The sequence below is a fragment of the Ensifer sp. EB106-03-01-XG145 genome (assembly GCF_058792075.1).
In genome coordinates this window covers 103,854-124,367 of the sequence record NZ_JBYTEC010000001.1, presented here as the reverse complement: position 1 = coordinate 124,367, position 20,514 = coordinate 103,854, and the positions used below count along the sequence as shown (strand labels likewise).

Below are 20,514 nucleotides of genomic sequence, written 5' to 3'. Positions count from 1 at the left end.
GTTTCCCACTTTTCCTGGAATTGCTCTAAATGCCGTTGTCGCCCCCCACGCTGACATCGACCAATGCAACGAAAGAGGCCCGTCACGCAGGGCCTCTTTCGGTTCAGCGGTTCAGCTTGAGAGAGCGTCGACGCCTCTGGTTGAAATTGCCTTAGCGCAGCTTCGCCTTCAGCGAGGCATTGGGGAAGCAGGTGGCGGCAAGCCCGCTCTTTGCCTGCCAGTCACCGAGAGAGCGGCGCGTCTTGTAGCCGGGAAGGCCGTCGACCTTGCCGACGTCGTAGCCCTTGGCGACGAGCGCCTTCTGCATGGCGAGAACGTCCGAGCGCAGCATGTTGCCGACATCGCCCCAGCTCCCGCGGAACGCACCGCCGCCGGTGGCGATGCGGTCGGCGAGATTGCCGATGAACAGCGCATAGAGGTCGGAGTTGTTGTACTCCTTGAGCACATAGAAATTCGGCGTAACGATGAATTCCGGCCCATGCCGGCCGGCCGGCACCAGCATCATAGACGACGCCGACAGTTCATGCGACGGGAAGGCCTTGCCGGAAATCCGCGTGATGCCCTTGTTGGCCCAGTCCGAAATCGGCCGTGCGAGGTCCGGGCCTTCCTGTGCGCAGGAGACGGCGTCGGGAATCGACACCTCGAAGCCCCAGTCGCGGTTGCGCTGCCAGCCCTTCTTGACGAGATAGTTGGCGATCGAGGCCAGGCTGTCCGGCACCGAATTCCAGATGTCGCGGCGGCCGTCGCCGTCGAAGTCGACGGCATATTGCAGGAAGCTCGACGGCATGAACTGCGGCTGGCCCATGGCGCCGGCCCAGGAGCCGCGCATCGCCGTCTCGTCGACGTCGCCGCTGTCGAGAATGTGCAGCGCCGAGATCAGCTCGCGTCTGAAAAGGTCGGGCCGCGTCGACATGAAGGCCTTGGTCGCCAGCACGTCGACGACCGGATAGGGGATCTTGGCGCGGCCGAAGCCGGACTCACGGCCCCAGATCGCCACAACCACCGAGGCCGGCACGCCATAGGTGCGCTCGATCTTCTTCAGGGTCGAGGCATGGGTGGAAGCAAGGCTGCGGCCGGTTGCCGCCAGTCCTTGCAGGCGCTTCTCCGAGAAGTAGCTGCCGGGCGAGGAAAACTCCGCCTGGCTCTGCTTCTGCTCTTTCGGCTTCGGGAAGCCGGGAGGCGCCAGATCCGGCAGGTCCCAGTTGAGCTTCACGTCGGCGAAGGCGGCCTTGAATGAACCGGCGGAAATGCCAGCCTTCTGCGCTTCCGGCCAGAGATCGCTCTGGAGCCAGGCGCGAAACTCCGCCTCGACATCCGCCTTCGTCGCGGCATACGCGAACCCCAGCCAGCCACAGAGCAACAAGGTCGAAAGTGAAAGAAGTCTCAGCATAAGGCTTCCCTATCGGTTGGATCGCGGCGTTCGAAAATAGCGTCAGATCGACGTGCGGGCGCGAAGGGCGGCGGCCAGCGTGCCCTCGTCGAGATAGTCGAGTTCACCGCCAACAGGCACGCCATGGGCAAGCCGGGTGATCTTCACTTCCATGCCCTCGAGCTGGTCGGTGATGTAGTGCGCCGTGGTCTGGCCCTCGACCGTCGCATTCACGGCGATGATCAGTTCGCGGACGCCGCCATTGGCGACGCGCTGGACAAGTCCTTTGATGTTGAGGTCTTCAGGACCGACACCGTCGAGCGGGGAGAGCGTGCCGCCAAGCACGTGATAGGCGGCGTTCATCGCGCCGGCGCGCTCCAGCGCCCAGAGGTCGGAAACATCCTCGACGACGATGATGACGGACTGGTCGCGACGCTCGTCGGAGCAGACGGTGCAGGGATCGATCGTATCGACATTGCCGCAGCAGGAGCAAATACGGACCTTGCGGTGCGCCTCGCCCATCGCGTCGGCGAGCGGCCCCAGCAACTGGTCCTTCTTCTTGACGAGATGGAGGGCGGCGCGCCGTGCCGAACGCGGCCCGAGCCCCGGGACTTTTGCCAGGAGCTGGATGAGTTTTTCGATTTCGGGGCCGGTGACTCGTTTTGCCATGCGGCGCTTTTAGCCCATATCGAGCCCGAACGGAATCGACTTCGCACACTGCAGTGGGCCATCGCAAAGGGCACAGGAGAAATCGGCGTGCATTCGAGCAAGGCGCAATCTATTGTTGTTTGCAGCAGATGGAGGCTCCGATGACCAATACGCCTTTCCGCTATGCAGCCCCCAGCGATGAATGCGATCTGATCATGAAAGGCGGCATCACCTCCGGTGTGGTCTTCCCGCGCGCCATTACCGAACTCGCGACCCGCTACCGCTTCATGCACATCGGCGGCACATCGGCCGGTGCGATTGCCGCCGTCATGACAGCGGCCGCCGAATACCGACGCCAAAGTGCCGCAACGGCGGACGAAAAGAACGCTGGCTTCGCGCTGATCGATGCGATGCCGAAGGAGCTGGCTGCCAATCTCCCGACCTTCTTCCAGCCATCGGCGGAAACAGCGCCGCTCTTTCGCGTCGGGATGGCGATGGTGCGAACGCAGGGAAACAAGGTGGTGGCGGCAGCTCTGGAGACCCTCAGGGTTTTTCACCTGGCGTTGCTTCTTGCCGCCCTCCCCGGCCTCGCGCTGATCGTCGCCGGCATCGCCGCGACCGACTGGGCGCTTGGCATCCTGGGGGCGCTCGTCGTCCTGATCGGCGCGATGGCGATGTTGACCTATCAGCTCTATCGCGCGGTCGCGGTGGTGTTGCCGGCCCACGACTTCGGCCTATGCAGCGGCCTGACCCAACCGGGCGCGAAGAAACCTGCATTCACCAACTGGATTGCCGAGCGGATCGAAGCCATTGCCGGCCCGGTTCGCTCCGACGGAGAAGCGCGGCCTTTGACGATCGGCGATCTCGATCGCTACGAGATCACGTTGAAGAGCGTCACCACCGATCTCTCTTCGCGGCGGCCTTACGAGCTACCCTTTGGCGACCGGGTGCACAATTACCGCAAGTCGGAATTCGAAAGGCTGTTTCCGCCGTCCATCATGAGCTACCTCCTGAAGGAGAGCAAACCACGCGACATCGTAGGGCCGGACGGCGTGCGGGATTACTACCAGCTACCGCCGGCAAGGAAGCTGCCGGTGGCGATCATCGCCCGCATGAGTCTCAGCTTCCCCGGATTGATCCGCGGCGTTCCACTCTATCGCTACGATTATTCCCTGCGCGCGGCAGCCCGGCGCGATCCGTCAACCCATATCCGCTGCCTGTTTTCCGATGGCGGCATCACCAGCAATTTCCCGATCCATTTGTTCGACGGACTGCTGCCCGGTCGCCCGACCTTCGGTATTTCGCTGGCGAGTTACGATCCGAGGCGCCATGGAGAGGATGAGGACGGATCAGGTGGCAGCCGCGTGCACCTGCCGCGCCGTACGGCCGAAGGCAAGGCGACGCCGGTCTATCCGGTCGAGGGACTTTTCGCCTTCGTCGGCGCTATCCTCGACACAGCCCGCAACTGGCAGGACACGCTACAGAGCCAGCTCCATGGCTACAGCGAACGCATTGTCGAGGTGAGGCTCGACGATGCCAAGGAAGGCGGGCTCAATCTCGACATGGATGGAGAAACCGTGAATTTCCTGAGTATGCTCGGCGGCAAGGCCGGCGACGTCGTGCTCAAGAATTTCGACTTCAACGAACATCGATGGCGCCGGGCGATGACGATGCTGCCGACACTTTCCGAGTCGCTGCGCAAGCTGTCCAATCGTTACATGGAACCGGCGACCGAGCGCAGGATCGACTATCCGGCGATCCTGACGGAATACGATCCGACCGGCCTCGTCGGCGTTACAAAGGCTGATCGCCTAGCGCTGAACGAGCTTACCCAGAAGCTCGCAGCCATAGGCGCCGAACTCGATCGGCGCCCGATTCCTCCACCTTCCAGCCAGAAGGTGGATCTCAGGATCACCGCCAGCATGGATACCAATCCACGCGGGGCGAACCCTCCGCGGCCGGACACGCCACCGGCGCCCAATCAATAGAGCGGGATGCGGAATAATGCGTGCGGTTTTCCGAACGCACCGCGCTCCAACTCGTTCAAACCGGTCAGAACGGCAGCTTCATGCCGGGCGGGATCGGCAGGCCGGCGGTCAGTTCGGCGGTCTTTTCCGCCTGGACGGCTTCGGCCTTGTCCTTGGCGTCCTTGTGGGCGGCGACGATCAGGTCTTCGAGGATCTCGACGTCGTCTTCCTTGAAGAGCGAAGGATCGATCTTCAGGCTCTTGAGGGTGCCCTTGCCGTCGAGGCGGACGGTCACCAGACCACCGCCGGACGTGCCGTCGACTTCGAGTGCGGCGATCTCCGCCTGCATCTTCTCCATCTTGGCCTGCATTTCCTTGACCTTGCCCATCATCCCCATGATGTCGCGCATCGTCGTCTCCTGTTTTTCTGTTTCTGCTCGCAGACGGGACTATTCGATGTCGTCGCCAGGGACGATATCGCCGTCGGCGGATTCGGCTGTAGCCGGAGCAACACTCTCGGCCTCTTCCTCGACGGCGCGAATGCGCACGTCGGTGATCTTGGCACCCGGGAAGCGGGCGAGAATGGCCGCGACATCCGGGTCCTGGCGCGCATCGTTGACGCGCTGTTCCTGCGCCCGCTGTTCGGCCTCGATCAGCGTCGGCTCGCCGCGCTCTCGGCTGTAGCTGACGATCCAATGGATGCCGGTCCATTCCTTGAGCTTGACCGCGACTTCACCAAGCAGCGTCTTCGGCGCATCGTCGGAAACATTGACGTCGAGACGACCGGCCTCGATATGCACCAGCCGCAGGAAGCCGCGCACCAGCGTCTTCAGCTTGATGTCGCGGTTCTTGGCGCAAAGTTCGGCGATATCTGCGATCGAATTGACCGGAACCGATGGCTGCGGCTTGGCAGCTGGGGCCACCGCGGGTCGCTCCTCGATACGGCCGACGGTGACCGGCTGGGGTGCTGCATCCGGCACGGCGCGCAGCATCGTCGCGCCGTTGCTCGTCGGGCGCTGCACCGGCATCGCCTGCGTTGCCTGCGCCGAAATCGATCCTGAGGCGGAGGCCTGTGCCCCGCCGCCATTGCCGCCAACCGGCCCGGAACGGGCGCCGCCGCCTTCACCGCCGGAAAGCTCAAGCACGCGTCGCGCAGCCTCTTCCGGCGCCGGCAGGTGTGCGGCATGCGCCAGCCGGATCAGCACCATTTCGGCAGCTCCCGCCGGGCGCGACGAGCTTTCCGCTTCCGGAATGCCCTTGAGCAGCATCTGCCAGATACGCGAGAGTGCCGTGACCGCAACGCTTTCGGCGAAGACGGCACCGCGGGTGCGCTCGATCTCGCTCAGCGACTGATCGTTGACCGCCTCCGGCACATATTTCATGCGAGTGACAAGATGGGTGAAATCGGCGAGATCGGTCAGAACGACCGTCGGGTTGGCGCCGGCCCCGTATTGCGCGGCAAACTCCTGGAGCGCGGCCGCAACATCGCCTTTGACGACATGGTCGAAGAGATCGACGATGCGGGCGCGGTCGGCAAGGCCCAACATGGAGCGCACGGTCTCGACCTCGACCGCACCGCCGCCATGCGCAATGGCCTGGTCGAGCAGCGACAGGCCGTCACGCGCCGAGCCTTCGGCGGCGCGGGCGACCATGGCGAGCGCTTCCGGATCGAAGGAAACGCCTTCCTTGCCGAGGATCGTCGAAAACAGGCCGACGAGATCAGAGGCGCTGATGCGGCGCAGATCGAAGCGCTGGCAGCGCGACAGAACCGTGATCGGAACCTTGCGGATTTCGGTGGTGGCGAAGATGAACTTCACATGTTCCGGCGGCTCTTCGAGCGTCTTCAACAGGCCGTTGAAGGCCTGGGTCGAGAGCATGTGCACTTCGTCGATGATGTAGACCTTATAGCGCGCCGATACCGGGCGGTAGCGAACCTGTTCGATAATCTCTCTGATGTCATCGATACCGGTATGCGAGGCGGCGTCCATTTCGATGACGTCGACATGGCGGCCATCCATGATCGCCTGGCAGTGTTCGCCCGGCACACGAAGGTCGATCGTCGGCCTGTCGGTCTCAGCGGTCTTGTAGTTCAGCGCACGGGCGAGGATGCGGGCGGTGGTGGTCTTGCCGACCCCGCGCACACCGGTCAGCATATAGGCCTGCGCGATGCGACCCGTTTCAAAAGCGTTGGTGAGCGTGCGCACCATCGGTTCCTGGCCGACCATCAGGTCGGAGAAATCCTTGGGGCGATACTTGCGCGCCAGAACACGGTAGGCGGCCGGTTTCTCAACGGATGAAATGGACGTGTCGTCGCTCATCGACCCTGCCGCTGTTCGAACTCTTGTCCCGACAGGACGGAAAAGGTGGGAGGCTGGCACGATGACCCGTGCCGGGGCTCGTTAGGGCTGCTTCCTTCCGGACCTGACCCGGTTGGCGAGTGGCTCGTCCACCACCAACCTCCCGGCTTCCATATCGGCAATATCGAAAGCAAATGCAAGCCAAGCCATCAAAAAACTGATATCGATATGCAAAACAAGGCGAATCCGTTGTCTTTGCCTGAGGAGAATGACTTGGCGACCTTCACTCTCGACGAGCGGCTCGAACGCGACGGCATCCCGATCGCCTCGATCGGCCTCTGTCAGATGCGGCTGATGAACGACCGCCGCTGGCCCTGGCTCGTGCTCATTCCGCAGCGTGAAGGCATTTCGGAAATCTTCGACCTGACCCCACTCGACCAGACGATGCTGACCTTCGAGACGACCATGGCGGCAACCGCCCTGAAGACGGTCACCGGCGCTCAAAAGATCAATGTCGGCGCATTGGGCAATATCGTTCGGCAACTACATGTGCATATCATCGCCCGCAACGACGGCGACCCGAACTGGCCGGGGCCGGTCTGGGGCTTCGGCAAGCCGGAGCCGTGGGACGAGAAAGAACATCGGGACTTCGCAGCGCGCATTCTGGAAAACCTCTGAACATGACGAAATCGATCTTTGACCTTCGTAGCCCGCATCCGGAGCCAAGCACTCTCGTCGCCTTTTCCGAAAACCATCTGGACCGCCAGTCGGAGCACCGCAGCGACGATTGCGTCGAGCTGGCGCTCAAGCACCCGGGCGCCCATTTCCTGGCCTTCTCGGGACCGAAGCTGATCGTCAAGCACGACGAGAAGATCATCGACCCGCTGTTTGCCCCTTACGAACTCGAAGGGCTCGAACCCGTGCTCGACGAGACCATCCTGCTCGGCTACCTGCCGAACGGCGAGCCACGGCTTGCCGTGCCGACGGGCTTGACCGAAGAGACGATCACTGAACCCTTCAAGATCGCCGATGGCCGCACGCTCTACCGGCAGCAGATGCTGCCGGAGGAACTGCTCGGCCAATTCGCCCAGGCCTCGAGCCTCATTACCTGGAACGCCAACAACCGCTTCTGCGGCCGCTGCGCCGGGCCGATGGAAGGCACGGCCGGCGGCTATCGCCGGGTCTGCACCGCCTGCGGCCACATGGTCTTTCCGCGAACAGATCCGGTCGTCATCATGATGACGATCGACCTTGAGCGCGACCTCTGCCTGCTTGGCCGCAGCCCACATTTCGCGCCGGGCATGTATTCCTGCCTTGCCGGTTTCGTCGAGCCGGGGGAGACGATCGAAAATGCCGTGCGCCGGGAAACGCACGAGGAGTCCGGCATCCACATCGGCCGGGTGCGTTACCATGCCTCGCAGCCCTGGCCGATGCCGCACACGCTGATGATCGGTTGTTACGCCGAGGCGAAATCGACCGTCATCAAGCGCGACGAGCAGGAGCTGGAAGACGTGCGCTGGTTCACCCGCGAGGAAACGATCGCGATGCTCGAACGCTCGACCGGCGTTGCCAATACCGGCGACGAGCATATTCCGCCGCCGAAGGGCGCGATCGCGCACCAGCTGATGCGCGACTGGCTCGCCTGGGACGAGCGGGCCTGAGGGCGACGGGTTACGAGGAGGGCCGACCGTGTCCCGCTCCGAACGGCTGCTGGATCTTCTGCAGGTGCTCCGGCGCTACCGCCAGCCGGTGAGCGGCCAGCGGCTGGCGGAAGAGACCGGTGTCAGCCTCCGAACGCTCTATCGCGATATCGCCAGTCTGCAGGCTCAGGGCGCCCATATCGAGGGCGAACCGGGGCTCGGCTATGTGCTGAAACCCGGCTTCATGCTGCCGCCGATGATGTTTTCCGCGGAGGAAATCGAGGCACTGGTGCTCGGATCGCGCTGGGTTTCAAAGCGTACCGACGACGATCTCGCAGGTGCTGCAGCAAACGCCCTTGCCAAGATCGCCGCGGTGCTTCCGGCCGAGCTTCGCGAGGAGCTGGACAGCTCGACCCTGCTCGTCGGGCCGAGCCCGCCGGCCACCAACGGCATCGACATTGCCGCACTCAGGCGGGCGATCCGCAACGAGCGCAAGGTGGAACTCGACTACGTGGACAATGATGGCAGTGCAACGCAGCGCACGATCTGGCCCTTTGCGCTCGGCTTCTTCGAGAACGTCCGCATGGTCATGGCGTGGTGTGAACTGCGCCTGGACTTCCGGCACTTCCGCGCTGACCGCATGCGCCGGATGACCGTGACCGAAGCGCGTTATCCTCGTCGCCGCCAGGTACTGATGAAGGATTGGCGCGCCAGCCAGGACATCGCCGCATCCAAGCGCCAGACGGTCGGCTCCTGACAACTCTCGATGCTGACAGAAGTTGGCAGCCACCACGCCTAGCCTGCAATTCCCCGCAACAAGGAGGAAACAACATGGCCAAGGCAAATCTCATCGTTCTTTATGTCAAGGACCCGCTGGCGAGCGTGGCGTTCTACCGCGATGTCCTCGCGCAGGAACCAAGCGTCACCTACCAGACCTTTTCGTCCTTCGAACTGCCCGGCGGCTTCACCCTCGGGCTCTGGGCCGAACATACGGTCGCGCCGGAGCCGACGGCATCAGGCCATCGCTCGGAACTGGCGTTCATGGTGGAGGATGAGGGCGCAGTGCGCGCGCACTACGAGAAATGGAAGGCGGAAGGGCTGCAGATTGCGCAGGAATTGACCGAGATGGATTTCGGTCCGACCTTCGTCGCGCTCGATCCGGATGGTCACCGGCTGCGCGTCTGCCTCTTCGATTCGTGATCGAGAGGACAGCGGCGCGTATCCCGCCAGCCCTACAGCGCCGCACGTCTTAGCAGACGTGCAAAGGTCGCTGCAGCACTTACATTGCCGCATATTTTTGTCCTTTGATCGGAACGATCAAAGGACACATGCAGACGCGGCGGGATACGCGAATGATGCGGATTAGCGGCCGTAAACGGCGGCCTGGATCTGCGAACGGGACAGACCGATATCGCTCAGTGCGTGATCGTCGAGAGCGTTCAGCTCGCGGATCGCACGGCGGGTCTTCGCATATTCCATGATCTTCTGACGGATCTTCATCTTTAACACTCCTTACGTGAACGAGCGTTAGATAGGCATTTGCCTAAAATTTGTGTACCGCCGCGATTGCAGATTAGGCATGCGCCAGACGCGTAGCCGGTTAACGAATTTTTGCCACTTTCTTACGCCGCGACACGATCGTTAAGCTGATGATTCCCGTTGCAAAACCGCCTTGGATCACGGCCGGAACGAACGGGTGTTGCCACAGCCAATTCTATTGGCCAGTTTTGATAAACGAAGATGACGACATGCGAATGGGAGAAGATCGCAGCCTTTCAGATGCCATCGGAATTCGATCGCTTCGAGCGCTGGATTGCAGATCAGGTGAGCGCGGGGATCGCCCTGGAGGTCCCGGTGAGGACATCTCGTGCGGGGAGCTTACCGGACGAAAAGTGGTATCGGCACCTTGCGTCCGGTGAGGTGTGGCGGCTCGTCTCGCCCGACTTTCCCTTTCGAGGAGCTTTCGAGCGGGTCTGAGGCAAGCGTCAGAGCACGCCGCGCATCGGGTGCGCCTTGTAGGTACCAAGGATGCGGACCTTCTCGGAGAAGAAACGCAGCTCGTCCATGGCGTGGAGCACGCCGATATCGTCGGGATGGCCTTCGATATCGGCGTAGAACTGCGTCGCCACGAACTTGCCGCCGAGCTGATAGCTCTCGAGCTTGGTCATGTTGATGCCGTTGGTCGCGAAACCGCCCATCGCCTTGTAGAGGGCCGCGGGAATGTTGCGGACATTGAAGACGAAGGTGGTGATGATCAACTCGTCGTCCGCGGAACGCCCTATGCGCTGTTCTTCACGGGAAAGCACGACGAAGCGGGTGACGTTGCTTTCGGTGTCCTCGACGTTTTCGGCGACGATCTCGAGGCCGTAGAGATCGGCGGCAAGGCGCGGCGCAAGCGCCGCCATCGAGCGGTCGCCCTTTTCGGAAACAAGCTTCGCCGCGCCGGCGGTATCGCCGGCGACGACCGGCTTCCAGCCATTGGAACGCACGATCTTGCGGCACTGGCCGAGCGCGTGGATGTGGCTGTGCACGGTGCGGATTTCGTCACGCGTGACGCCGGGCAGAACCATCAGCTGGAAACGGATCGGCATGAAGTATTCGCCGACGATGTGCAGCCGCGATTCCGGCAGGAGGTGATGGATGTCGGCGACGCGGCCGGCGATCGTGTTCTCGATCGGGATCATTGCCAGGTCCGCATCGCCGTTCTCGACCGCGACGAAGGCATCCTCGAAGGTCTGGCAGGGCAGCGGCTCCATCGACGGAAACATGTCGCGGCAGGCCATGTCGGAATTGGCGCCGTAGTCGCCCTGGAAGGAAATCCTGTTGGTCTTGACGGTCACGGTAGCTTCCTTCTCAGGCTTATTCGGGATGGCGGGCGGAAAGGATACGGCGGGCTTTTTCCAGCTCCACCGGCGTATCGACGCCGAGCGGAACCGAATCGACGATCTCGACATCGATGCGCATGCCGGCCTCGAGCGCGCGCAGTTGCTCCAGCGACTCGCGGCGCTCGAGCACGGAGGGCTTTAGCGATACGAAGCGCTCCAGCGCCTGGCGGCGATAGGCGTAGAGACCGATGTGATGGTAGAGCGGGCCCTGGCCGTAGGGCGCGGTGGCGCGGGTAAAGTAAAGTGCGCGCAGGCGCGTGTCGCTCAGCGGCGAGCCGACGACCTTGACGATGTTCGGGTTGGTCTTTTCGCTCTCTTCGGTGATCGCCACCGTCAGCGTCGCGATATCGGTGCCGGCGTTTTCAAGCGGGTTCAGCGCGGCACGGATCGATGCCGGCTCGACCGTCGGCAGATCGCCCTGCACGTTGATGACGATCTCCGCTTCGCCGGTCGGGTCGGCCTTCTGCAGCGCTTCATAGATCCGGTCGGATCCGGACTGGTGATCGATGCGGGTCATGATCGCTTCGAAGCCGGCCTCCCGCACCACGTCGAAGACCTGCTGGTCGTCGACGGCGACGACCACGCGGCCGACGTCCGCTTCCTCGGCGCGTTTCGCCACCTGGACGATCATTGGCAGGCCGCAAATGTCGGCGAGCGGCTTTCCGGGCAGGCGAGTCGAGGCCATGCGCGCCGGAATGAGCACGATGGCTTTACCTGAATTTTCGCGATTCATGATCTGGCCTTCAAAAACCCCGCTGAAAGTGTCAATAAGTCTCAGTTAGGGGCCGATAATCACTGTTGCAACGCAGAGCCAAAAGACATAGGTTCCGCGCGATTTCAAGATAGGCCGGGTTTTTGTTTGCGCCGGTGGCAAAGGGAGCGTTTGCAGATGAATTCATATGTGAACATGGGCGTGGGTGCCTTTCTGGGGACGGTCTTCGTTCTGATGTCCGTGTCCATTGCATCGGAAGGCATTTTCCACTCCGAGGCTCCCGAGAAGGAAGGCTTCGCGATCGTTGCCGAAGAGGGCACGTCTGAAGCCGGCGCCGGCGGCGCCGCAGAAGTCGAAGTCGATATCAAGCCGCTGCTTCTCAAGGCCGATGCTTCTGCCGGTGAAGCCGTGTTCAAGAAGTGCGCAAGCTGTCACACCGCCGACAAGGGCGGCGCAAACAAAGTCGGTCCGAACCTCTGGGGCCTCGTCAACCGTCCGATCGCCTCGCATGAAGGCTTCAGCTATTCGGCCGGCATGAAGACCTTCTCCGAGGGCAGCAAGGTCGTCTGGGATTACGACCACCTGAGCTTCTTCATCGAAGCGCCGAAGAAGCACGTTCCGGGCACCGCCATGGGCTTTGCCGGCGTCAAGAAGCCGGACGAGCGCGCCAACCTGATCGCGTGGCTGCGCGAGCAGGCCGATTCTCCGGCTCCGCTGCCGGATGCGGCTGGCGGCGCTGCCGAAGCGGCACCGGCTGCTGGCGCCGAAGGCGCAAAGCCGGCAGAGGCTCCGGCAACCGAAACCAAGCCGGCTGAAGGCCATGCCGCTCCGGCGACGGAATCCAAGCCTGCCGAAGGCCAGCCGGCACCGGCGCAATAAGCTTAGCGGTTGGAAACAACCCATTCGAAAGGCCCGGCTCGCGCCGGGCCTTTTGCATTTGCGGGGCACGGTGACGCGACACATCCACGCGAATCGATAGACGGGATTTCGCTCCTCCCGAGGAAACACTTCCCGAAGTTCCGAAGCAGTCACACCAGCAGATAGGCCCAGACCGAAACGCTGACGACGCCGAGCGCGGTCGTCAATGTGATGGTCGAGGAGGCGAGTGCGTGGCCGACGTTGAAATGGTTGGCGATCAGCCAGGCGTTGACGCCGGTTGGAACGGCCGATGTCAGCACCAGCGCCGTCGTCCAGTTGTCGTTGAGGCCAAGCAGGTGGCAACTGGTGAACACGACCCCGGGCATGACGAGGAGCTTCAGCACACTCGTAAAGGAAGCAAGACCGAGATTGCCGGCAAGGCCGTATTTGTCTAGCGCCATGCCGATCGAGATCAGCGCTGCCGGCGCCGCCATCGAGGCAAGCTGATCGACGACAGTCTTCACAGGTCCGCCAAGCGGCTGGCCGACGAGATGAAACGCTGCGCCGCAAGCAAGCCCGATGACCAGCGGATTGCGCACCAGGTTGCGGCCGACGCCGGCGAGAAGATGCAACGGGCTTTGCCCTGGTTTGCCGCTTGCACGGCGCTCGGCACGCTCCATCAGCAGCGTGCCGGCGATCATCATGACCGGCAGATGGACGGACAGCAGGATCGAAATCGCCACTATTCCCTCCTCGCCGACGATGCGTGAAACCAACGGCAAGCCGATGAACACGGTGTTGGCGAAGGCCGAGGAGACGCCGGCAAGAACGCCCATGCGTGGGTCACGCCGGAAGATGAGCGTTGCAGCCAGATGCCCGGCCGCCCAGGTGACGGCAACGCCGGAAAAGTAGGCGACCCAGAGCGGCCAGGGCGAACCGTCCTTGAAATCCGCTTCGGCAATCGTGCGAAATAATAGAACGGGAACGGCAACACGAAAGACGAAGTCGCCGAGCGCTTCGCCGACAGCCGGTTTCAGATAGCCTGACCGAACCAACAGCCAGCCGGCAAGGATCAGGACGAAGATGGGCAGAACGTTCTGGAAGATGTCGGACATGCGCAGGCCTTGGGATGGGACTGCCAGCAATAACCGCGTTCACGCCAGGATCGCAAGCGCGGCGCGGCAGAGCACTTTCAAGGGAACCTTCGCAGACCGCAGGCGTTCGGGAAGAGCATGAGGAACATGCCATGCCGCCAGATAAGCCCATTTATGCCCATGGAGACGACGATCCGCATCTGACGGATGACGCGCTCGCCGACAAGGTGCTGCGCTTCATCCAGTATGCCGCCCTGGTCGACACGAGCGGGATATCGGTGATGGCGCTTGGCGGGCTCGTCGTTCTTTCCGGTGAGGTCGCGAGCGAAACGGACGTCGCCTGCGCCGGGGATGCGGCGGCATCGGTGATCGGTGTTGCCAGCGTCGAGAACCGGCTGAACGCGAAGCCGGGCGCGACAGGCTAAGTCGAAAGCCAACTCTCTTTCCATATTCCCCAGGACAACTCCCGGGCGAAACGCTATCGATCCATGCGCAGACGCATATTTCGATCGATTCGAACGGAAGTTGAAAATGGGACTGAGGGCTATTGCGCCGAACATGGCGCCGGACGTCGTGACGAACATCGATCGGAGGCTTGAAGCGATCCGTGGGCAGAACAATGTCGCAATCCCGATCGCGATCGAAAGCGGCAGCCGAGCATGGGGCTTTCCCTCCCCGGACAGCGACTATGACTGCCGCTTCCTCTTCGTTCGCCGGCTGGAAGACTATCTGTCTCCCTGGGTCAAGCGAGACGTTATCGAAACGCCGCTCGAGGGCGTCTTCGACGTCAACGGATGGGATCTGGGCAAAGCGCTGAAGCTGATGCTCAAGGGCAATGCCGTGATCCTCGAATGGCTGACATCCCCGATCGTCTATTGCGGCTCCGCATCGTTTCGCACCCACTTTCTGGACTTGGCACATCGGTATGCGAGCCGAGACCTGATCGGCCTCCACTACCTTCATCTGGGTGAACGCCAGCGCAAAACCTATTTTGGCGACACTCAAAACGTTGCCCAGAAGAAGGTTTTCTATGCGCTACGGCCTGCGGCTGCGCTGAGGTGGTTGCGTGGCCGTCCGGACCTGGCCGTGCCTCCCATGCATTTCCCGACTCTCATAGCCGAAATCGACCCACCGTCTGGGGTCCGGGAGATCGTGGATGATCTCCTGTTGCGCAAAGCTTCCAGTCGAGAATTGGGTTTTGCCGCCGTTCCACGCCCTATTCTCGACTTCATCGACAACGAATTCCTGCTGGCTCAGAGCGCTTTTGGCGGTGGCCGCATACATGCCCCGGCGAAAGCCCATGCGGATGCGGAAACATTCTTTCGGGAGACGGTGCTTCGATTCGCAGAAGGTGCTCAGGCTTGATGAAAGAGGGCCAGGGTTTTCGGGGTGACACGCGGCCGGGTTGTTGAAACCTGGCCCAGATGCTAAGCACGTCGACGTTTGATCGATGAATAATATTTCGGATGACCGCATGAGGACCGACGAGTCAGCAACCAGGTAAGCCGCAACAACGGTTTGAAAAAGTTGTTGCGGCGTCTGTCGGCTCACACTCCCAAGATTTGATGAAGTGGCAGATCGCCGCCGAATGTTACCCATTTGCGCGGATGTTTCATCATGCCCGATCATAACTTGCCCACCTGGTCCTATACGCTGCCGGCGGCTCTGCTGTTGATGGCGCCCTTCGATATCCTGGCGTCGCTCGCCATGGACATCTATCTGCCTGTCGTGCCGGAAATGCCTGGCATCCTCGGCACGTCGCCGGCAATCGTCCAGCTGACGCTGAGCCTCTACATGCTCATGCTGGGCTTGGGACAGGTGCTCTTCGGCCCGCTCTCCGACCGGTTCGGCCGCCGTCCGGTGCTTCTCGGAGGCGCGACTTTGTTTGCACTGACGTCATTGCTGCTGGCGGTCACCACCTCAGCGCCGGTCTTCGTGGCACTCCGGCTTGCGCAGGCGGCGGGCGCCTCGGCGGCGCTGGTCGCGACCTTCGCGACGGTGCGGGACGTCTATGGCGCACGTCCGGAAGGCGTCACCATATACGGCCTCTTCAGCGCCATGCTGTCCTTCGTTCCGGCGCTCGGACCGATTGCCGGCGCGCTGATCTCAGGCGCTCTCGGCTGGCAGGCGATCTTCCTGACGCTCGGCGTGCTCGGTCTTACCGCGCTCGGCCAGGCGCTGCTGCGCTGGTCGGAAACCCGGCCAATCCCTTCCGGCAACGGGAAGCCCAGCTTTAAGCCCATTCTCAGGAACGGCGCGTTCTGGACCTATACGCTCGGCTTCAGCACGGCGATGGGCGCGTTCTTCGTGTTCTTCTCGACCGCGCCGCGCCTGCTCATCGATCGCGCCGGCTATTCGCAGTTCGGCTTCAGCCTCGCCTTCGCGACGGCGGCAGTGGTGATGATCCTGACCACGCGCTTCGCCAAGGGTTTCGTCGGCCGCTACGGGATGTCCGGCTGCCTCATGCGCGGCATGGCAGCGCTGATCCTTGGCGGGCTGTTGCTTGCCGCCGGCGAAGTCTTCACGACACCCTCCTTCGCAAGCTTCGTGCTGCCGATGTGGGTGATCGCCGTCGGCATTGTCATGAGCGCCTCGGTGACTGCGAACGGCGCGCTGAAGGCCTTTGACGCGATCGCCGGAACGGCGGTGGCGCTCTACTTCTGCATCCAGAGCCTGATCGTCGCCGTCGTCGGCACCGGCGCCGTTCTGTTTCTGAAGGGCGATACGGCCTGGCCGCTCGTCGGCTACTGCCTGGTGATGGCGACGGTCACGCTCCTGGCGCTGGCGCTCCTGAACCGACGTGGAAGACAATAGCTGCCATGTACCTCCCGGAGCGGTTGCCTGCTCCGGGAGGTATTCAGCCAACCGGTCTGGCGGCTGCCAGCAAGACGGCAAGATGCCTCTTGACCTCGCCCCTGGGGCAGGCCCCAGACTTGTCTCATGACCGATTCTTTTTTCCTCGCCGGCCGTTTCGGCGCTGCCACAAGACTGTCGCCTAAGGCGCTCCGGCTCTATGCGGAGCAGGGCCTGCTCGTGCCCGCCCATGTCGATCCGGTGACCGGCTACCGCTACTACGCCGCCGAGCAGGCGGGCCGCGCCCGCTTGATCGCAAGGCTACGGCAATTGGGCCTGCCGATCGCCCGAATCGCGCGCCTGATCGAGCTTCAGCCCGAAGTGCGCCTCACCGAACTTCGCGCCTGGCTGGAGGTACAGACCAAACGGCTCGAGGAGCAGAGCGAGCTGGTGCAGGCGATCTTCCGGCAATCGTCCGGCGGCGATGATCCGCTGATCAAAGCCGTCCGCGTCCGCGACACTGCCCCTTCGAAGATCGTCTATCGGCAGGGTCATGTGACGGTCGATGCGCTCGACGCTTTCACGGAAAGCGCCGAAGCGGCGATCCGCAGCTACCTGGCACTATGCGGCAAGGACGACGATGGGCCGATGACGCTGCATTTCCACGAGCCCGTGAACCATGATGGCAAGGGCCTCGTCGAGGTCGCGATCGGCTACACCGGCAGCCTCGAACCGTCAGGTGATCTGCGCATGCGACTTCAGCCGGCTGGGCGCGAAGCATTCCTGCCGGTGTCCGAGACGTTCGAGACCTTTCCGGCGGTGCTGCGTGTCTACGACGCGATCGAGGCCTGGTTCGAGCACAGCAACGATCTCAATTGTTTCGGCAGCCCCTACGAAATCTACCCCGGCAGCGGCGACGCCCGTTTCGATGTCGCCTATCCCATCGTGCCCTAGAATACCGCAGCTCCGGACGGAAAACCGCTTCACACTTTTCCTGGAGCTGCTTTGAACAAAGCAATCCGGGATACACCCTCGCACCTTCATTGACCCCAAGGATTCAACCGATGCAGCACGTTCCCTATGTGGGCTCCGGCCCCTATTGCTACGCCAATTCCTTCGCCATGATGTTCGGCGAGGCGGCGCCCTCGCCCGCCGTCATCGAATTTGCCACAAGCAGCCCGTTCGGAATGCAGCTCATCGGCGGCTCGCTGCCGTTCTTCGACCCCTATGGCTGGGACCCGGAAGCCGGGTTCGACGGCGCGCTTGCCGCGCTCGGCTGGACCTCGGAAGTCAGCAAGGGTGACGATGCCGAGGACGCGCTTTCCCGCCTCCGGTCGGCGCTGAAGGATGGCCCGGTCTGGGTCGGGCCGGTGGAAATGGGACATCTCCGCCATCAACCCGGCATGACCGGGCCGATCGAGGCCGACCACTATGTCGTGGTCCTCGCGCTCGACGAGGAGCGGGTGCTGATGCACGACCCGCAGGGCTACCCCTACGCCTCGCTGCCGATCGGTGATTTCATGGCGGCCTGGAGCGCGAAGACGCTCACCTACGGTGATTCTTTCACGATGCGGTCGGGCTTTTCGCGGGTGGCGGAGGTCTCGGAGGTGGACGCGATCCGGACCTCGATCCCGGCTGCGATCCACTGGCTGTCGATGGTTACGGATCGGGCGATGCCGCCTAGGAGCCTCGGCAATGCCGAGGCCGCCGAAGCGCTGGCGGCGCGCATCGAGGAACGCTGTGACAAGGGCTTGCGGGCGCACCTGATCCATTTCGGCGTTCGCGTCGGCGCCCGCCGTGCGGCTGACGCCGCAACCTGCCTCGAGCGCGCCGGCTTTGCCAAGTCCGCCGCGATTGCCGGCGAACAGGCGCAACTCATCGGCGCGCTGCAATATCCGCTTGTCCTGCGCAGGGATGCGGAAGCGGCGGAAGCCCTGCGGCGGCTGGCTCCGACCTACGATCGGCTGCTCTCCGCCCTGCGAGGCGGAGACTGATTCCAGCAACACGCAACTCCGGACGGAAAACCGCTTCGCACTTTTCCTGGAATTGCTTTAGGCAATGAGCTCGGAGAAGCTCTTCGGCCGCTCCGACTTGGCGTCGCGTACGGTTGCGTAGTGAAGTCCGACGACACCGTTGTCGTAGTGTTCGCTGCCGATCAGCTGCAGTTCGTTCTTATCCCTCAGCCGGGCGAACCACGGTTCACCCGGCGAGACGACGGGATAGACGAAGAAGTGGTAGCGATCGACCAGCCCAAGGCCGATCACCGTCTGCGCCAGGCTGGCGCCACCCGAGAGATGGATATCGCCGCCGGGCTCAGCCTTCAGCTCCATCAGGTAGCGCGAAAGTGCGGCGTCGTCGGCAGCCACGACCTGTTCGGCATTGTGCCAGGGGCTGATTGCCTGCTCACCGGTGCGGGAGAACACAATCTTGCGGGAGTCGTGCATGCGTTTGGCCATCACGCGATTGGTCTCGCCGTTGACCTCATCGTTCAGCGCGCCGGGCCAATAGCCGACCATCTCCTCGTAGGTGGTGCGCCCGACGAGTACCGTGTCGTAGCCGGCATAGAGGCGGTCGATCGCCCGGTACTGCTCATCGACCACCGTGCCCATCCAGGCAAGCGGATCGTCGAGGCGGCCATCGAGCGTCGTCATCATCTGCAGGACGATGTTGCGCATGTCTTCGCCTCCTTAATGGGTTTGCTCGACGAGCCGGGCCAGTTGCTCCGCCACCGTTCCCCAGCCGTCGTGGAAACCCATCTCCTCGTGCATCTTCCGGTCCGCGCCGTTGCGGTGCATCACGTGGGCGGCGTACTCAGTGCCGGCCGGATGGTCGCTGAGCGTGATGATTGCCGTCATGAAGGCGTTCTCGGCCGGCCGCCAGCCGGCAACGAGCGTATCGGTGAAGACGATGCGCGAGAGTTCGTCGACCGCGAGGAAGCAGGCATTGATATGCGGCACGAACTCGCCGCCGCCTTCGCTGATCCGGGTCACGAAGCCGCCGCCCGGCTTCAGGTCCATATCGATCACCTTGCATATTGCCGGCGCCGGGACCCACCATTGCTCAAGCCGGGTCCGATCGCTCCAGGCGCGCCAGACGGTCGCGCGCGGCGCCTTGATGATGCGTGCCATCGTCAGGTCGAGTTCGGGATCTGGAGAGCGGATCATGTCATTCCTCCTCGTGTTCAGTGACGAATTTTTCCAGCCGGTCGGCACGGCCTTCCCAGAGCGCGCGCTGCGCCGAAAGCCAGGTCTCGACCACGGCGAATTGCGCCTTCTCGATGGCGCAGGTCCGCACCCGGCCCTGCTTGTGCGTGCGGATCAGGCCGCTGCCTTCCAGGAAGTGGATGTGCTTCATGAAGGACGGCAGGGCCATGTCGAAGGGTCTGGCGAGATCGCTGATGCTCGCCGGGCCGCCGCCGAGCCGCGAAAGCACGGCGCGCCGGGTGGGATCGGCGAGCGCCTGAAAGATCACGTCCAATCGGCCTGAATACTGTTCCATAAGGCTAAGTATCATGACCAAACACTTAGCGCAACAGCTAACTATTGAAGTCCTCCCCGACAGGCTCGAGCCACTTTGTCTCACGGCGCCGTGCCGTCGACCGCAGGTCGAGAGCCGAGACCATTTCCCCATTTCCCGCTGATATGTTTTACTTGCTGCACTTTGCGGGATCGACAAAGGTCAGGGGCCAAAGCTCGAATGATGCGCTTTCTTGTGTTCGCGGTCGCCGCGCTCATCGCATTCGACGGGAATGCAGCAGAGCAGAATTTCCCCGCCGATGGCGGTCTGATTTATTTCAACATGCCGACCGGCAACATCGGTTGCCAATACACGCCAGCCGGTGGCTCCGATGTTTATGTCCCGGAGGACGGCGGCCCGGAACTTGGCTGTGACCGCATCGAACCGACCTATCAGAGGTTCATTCTGGGAAAGGCGGGCAAGGCCCGACGATTCCAGAACGCGGGCGATACAGCATGCTGCGACGGCTCCCATATCCTGAGCTACGGCAACAGCTGGAAGAAGGGGCCGTTTAGCTGTCGGTCCAGCAAGACCGGGCTCAGCTGCGAGCGCAGTGACGGCCACGGTTTTTACATCAGTCGATCGAAGACCGACGTCTATTAGAGCGGCAGCAGGAAAGGTGCATACGGTTTGCCGCGCGCCCTGACTTCTGGTTGATGGCCAGAGCGGGTTTGGTCGCAATCCTGTCGCGTTAGCGCTGACGAGGCCAGCAAGGGGTCGCCGCAGCACGCGGTAG

Annotated in this window: 23 protein-coding genes and 1 other RNA gene; 12 read left to right on the top strand and 12 right to left on the bottom strand. The window is 62.7% G+C overall.

The window, feature by feature from the left end; all coding sequences use genetic code 11:
• Positions 1-151: 151 nt before the first annotated feature.
• Complete coding sequence (locus tag AC3WWH_RS00620; protein WP_058324517.1) at positions 152-1,390, bottom strand: lytic murein transglycosylase; 1,239 nt, start codon at positions 1,388-1,390, stop codon at positions 152-154.
• A 42-nt stretch (positions 1,391-1,432) separates the two neighbouring features.
• Entirely contained in the window at positions 1,433-2,038 is a 606-nt protein-coding gene (gene recR / locus AC3WWH_RS00615; RefSeq protein ID WP_057247812.1) for a recombination mediator RecR, read from the bottom strand.
• A gap of 140 nt (positions 2,039-2,178) precedes the next feature.
• Here recR and AC3WWH_RS00610 point away from each other — a divergent pair, with 140 nt between their 5' ends.
• Positions 2,179-4,005: a patatin-like phospholipase domain-containing protein gene (locus tag AC3WWH_RS00610; RefSeq protein WP_058324516.1), complete on the top strand. Its 1,827-nt coding sequence runs from the start codon at positions 2,179-2,181 to the stop codon at positions 4,003-4,005.
• A gap of 64 nt (positions 4,006-4,069) precedes the next feature.
• On the opposite strand, the gene AC3WWH_RS00605 is transcribed toward AC3WWH_RS00610, so the two are convergent.
• The 3 genes from AC3WWH_RS00605 to ffs form a co-directional block, all read right to left on the bottom strand.
• Positions 4,070-4,393 (bottom strand): YbaB/EbfC family nucleoid-associated protein, encoded by a 324-nt coding sequence (locus AC3WWH_RS00605; protein WP_057247810.1) that lies wholly within the window; start codon positions 4,391-4,393, stop codon positions 4,070-4,072.
• A gap of 39 nt (positions 4,394-4,432) precedes the next feature.
• Positions 4,433-6,301 carry a DNA polymerase III subunit gamma/tau gene (locus AC3WWH_RS00600; RefSeq protein WP_058324515.1) on the bottom strand — a complete coding sequence of 623 codons (1,869 nt, stop codon included), beginning with the start codon at positions 6,299-6,301 and terminating at the stop codon, positions 4,433-4,435.
• Between the two features lie 45 nt (positions 6,302-6,346).
• Positions 6,347-6,444: signal recognition particle sRNA small type (gene ffs, locus AC3WWH_RS00595), an RNA gene on the bottom strand.
• A gap of 64 nt (positions 6,445-6,508) precedes the next feature.
• Between ffs and AC3WWH_RS00590 the strand changes: the two genes are divergently transcribed.
• The 4 genes from AC3WWH_RS00590 (at position 6,509) to AC3WWH_RS00575 (ending at position 9,120) form a co-directional block, all read left to right on the top strand.
• Positions 6,509-6,958: an HIT family protein gene (locus AC3WWH_RS00590; protein WP_058324514.1), complete on the top strand. Its 450-nt coding sequence runs from the start codon at positions 6,509-6,511 to the stop codon at positions 6,956-6,958.
• 2 nt (positions 6,959-6,960) lie between these two features.
• Entirely contained in the window at positions 6,961-7,941 is a 981-nt protein-coding gene (nudC, locus tag AC3WWH_RS00585) for an NAD(+) diphosphatase (RefSeq protein ID WP_057247807.1), read from the top strand.
• A gap of 28 nt (positions 7,942-7,969) precedes the next feature.
• A complete protein-coding gene (locus tag AC3WWH_RS00580; RefSeq protein WP_057247806.1) occupies positions 7,970-8,677 on the top strand; it encodes a helix-turn-helix transcriptional regulator in 708 nt (235 codons plus the stop codon).
• A 74-nt stretch (positions 8,678-8,751) separates the two neighbouring features.
• A complete protein-coding gene (locus tag AC3WWH_RS00575) occupies positions 8,752-9,120 on the top strand; it encodes a VOC family protein (RefSeq protein ID WP_058324513.1) in 369 nt (122 codons plus the stop codon).
• Positions 9,121-9,282: 162 nt separating this feature from the next.
• Here AC3WWH_RS00575 and AC3WWH_RS00570 read toward each other — a convergent pair whose 3' ends face one another.
• The 3 genes from AC3WWH_RS00570 to AC3WWH_RS00560 all read right to left on the bottom strand — a co-directional run bounded on the left by AC3WWH_RS00570 (position 9,283) and on the right by AC3WWH_RS00560 (position 11,538).
• The gene (locus tag AC3WWH_RS00570) at positions 9,283-9,420 is read right to left on the bottom strand and encodes a DUF1127 domain-containing protein (RefSeq protein ID WP_064817013.1); all 138 of its coding nucleotides are present in this window, start codon (positions 9,418-9,420) and stop codon (positions 9,283-9,285) included.
• Between the two features lie 485 nt (positions 9,421-9,905).
• Positions 9,906-10,760: a prephenate dehydratase gene (locus AC3WWH_RS00565; RefSeq protein ID WP_058324511.1), complete on the bottom strand. Its 855-nt coding sequence runs from the start codon at positions 10,758-10,760 to the stop codon at positions 9,906-9,908.
• A gap of 19 nt (positions 10,761-10,779) precedes the next feature.
• Complete coding sequence (locus tag AC3WWH_RS00560) at positions 10,780-11,538, bottom strand: 3-deoxy-manno-octulosonate cytidylyltransferase (protein WP_058324510.1); 759 nt, start codon at positions 11,536-11,538, stop codon at positions 10,780-10,782.
• Between the two features lie 156 nt (positions 11,539-11,694).
• Between AC3WWH_RS00560 and AC3WWH_RS00555 the strand changes: the two genes are divergently transcribed.
• Entirely contained in the window at positions 11,695-12,396 is a 702-nt protein-coding gene (locus tag AC3WWH_RS00555; protein WP_058324509.1) for a c-type cytochrome, read from the top strand.
• Between the two features lie 149 nt (positions 12,397-12,545).
• Here the strand turns inward: AC3WWH_RS00555 and AC3WWH_RS00550 are convergent, their stop codons facing one another.
• Positions 12,546-13,490, bottom strand: a complete 945-nt coding sequence (locus AC3WWH_RS00550; protein ID WP_057247800.1) for an AEC family transporter — start codon at positions 13,488-13,490, stop codon at positions 12,546-12,548.
• 131 nt (positions 13,491-13,621) lie between these two features.
• On the opposite strand from AC3WWH_RS00550, the gene AC3WWH_RS00545 reads away from it, so the two are divergent.
• The 5 genes from AC3WWH_RS00545 (at position 13,622) to AC3WWH_RS00525 (ending at position 18,256) form a co-directional block, all read left to right on the top strand.
• On the top strand, positions 13,622-13,894 hold the full coding sequence (locus AC3WWH_RS00545; RefSeq protein ID WP_058324508.1) for a BON domain-containing protein: 273 nt from the start codon (positions 13,622-13,624) through the stop codon (positions 13,892-13,894).
• A 106-nt stretch (positions 13,895-14,000) separates the two neighbouring features.
• Positions 14,001-14,834 carry a nucleotidyltransferase domain-containing protein gene (locus tag AC3WWH_RS00540; protein WP_197417440.1) on the top strand — a complete coding sequence of 278 codons (834 nt, stop codon included), beginning with the start codon at positions 14,001-14,003 and terminating at the stop codon, positions 14,832-14,834.
• Between the two features lie 252 nt (positions 14,835-15,086).
• A complete protein-coding gene (cml, locus tag AC3WWH_RS00535) occupies positions 15,087-16,283 on the top strand; it encodes a CmlA/FloR family chloramphenicol efflux MFS transporter (RefSeq protein ID WP_058324506.1) in 1,197 nt (398 codons plus the stop codon).
• A gap of 126 nt (positions 16,284-16,409) precedes the next feature.
• Positions 16,410-17,216 (top strand): MerR family transcriptional regulator, encoded by an 807-nt coding sequence (locus AC3WWH_RS00530; RefSeq protein WP_058324505.1) that lies wholly within the window; start codon positions 16,410-16,412, stop codon positions 17,214-17,216.
• Positions 17,217-17,326: 110 nt separating this feature from the next.
• The gene (locus tag AC3WWH_RS00525; RefSeq protein ID WP_058324504.1) at positions 17,327-18,256 is read left to right on the top strand and encodes a YobF C-terminal domain-containing protein; all 930 of its coding nucleotides are present in this window, start codon (positions 17,327-17,329) and stop codon (positions 18,254-18,256) included.
• Between the two features lie 57 nt (positions 18,257-18,313).
• On the opposite strand, the gene AC3WWH_RS00520 is transcribed toward AC3WWH_RS00525, so the two are convergent.
• The 3 genes from AC3WWH_RS00520 to AC3WWH_RS00510 are packed head-to-tail and all read right to left on the bottom strand — an operon-like array spanning position 18,314 to position 19,760.
• A complete protein-coding gene (locus AC3WWH_RS00520; RefSeq protein ID WP_057247795.1) occupies positions 18,314-18,937 on the bottom strand; it encodes a dihydrofolate reductase family protein in 624 nt (207 codons plus the stop codon).
• Positions 18,938-18,949: 12 nt separating this feature from the next.
• Entirely contained in the window at positions 18,950-19,426 is a 477-nt protein-coding gene (locus AC3WWH_RS00515) for an SRPBCC family protein (protein ID WP_057247794.1), read from the bottom strand.
• Between the two features lies 1 nt (position 19,427).
• Entirely contained in the window at positions 19,428-19,760 is a 333-nt protein-coding gene (locus AC3WWH_RS00510; RefSeq protein ID WP_057247793.1) for an ArsR/SmtB family transcription factor, read from the bottom strand.
• A 198-nt stretch (positions 19,761-19,958) separates the two neighbouring features.
• Between AC3WWH_RS00510 and AC3WWH_RS00505 the strand changes: the two genes are divergently transcribed.
• A complete protein-coding gene (locus AC3WWH_RS00505; protein ID WP_113399017.1) occupies positions 19,959-20,381 on the top strand; it encodes a DUF6636 domain-containing protein in 423 nt (140 codons plus the stop codon).
• The last annotated feature ends 133 nt before the right edge of the window (positions 20,382-20,514 follow it).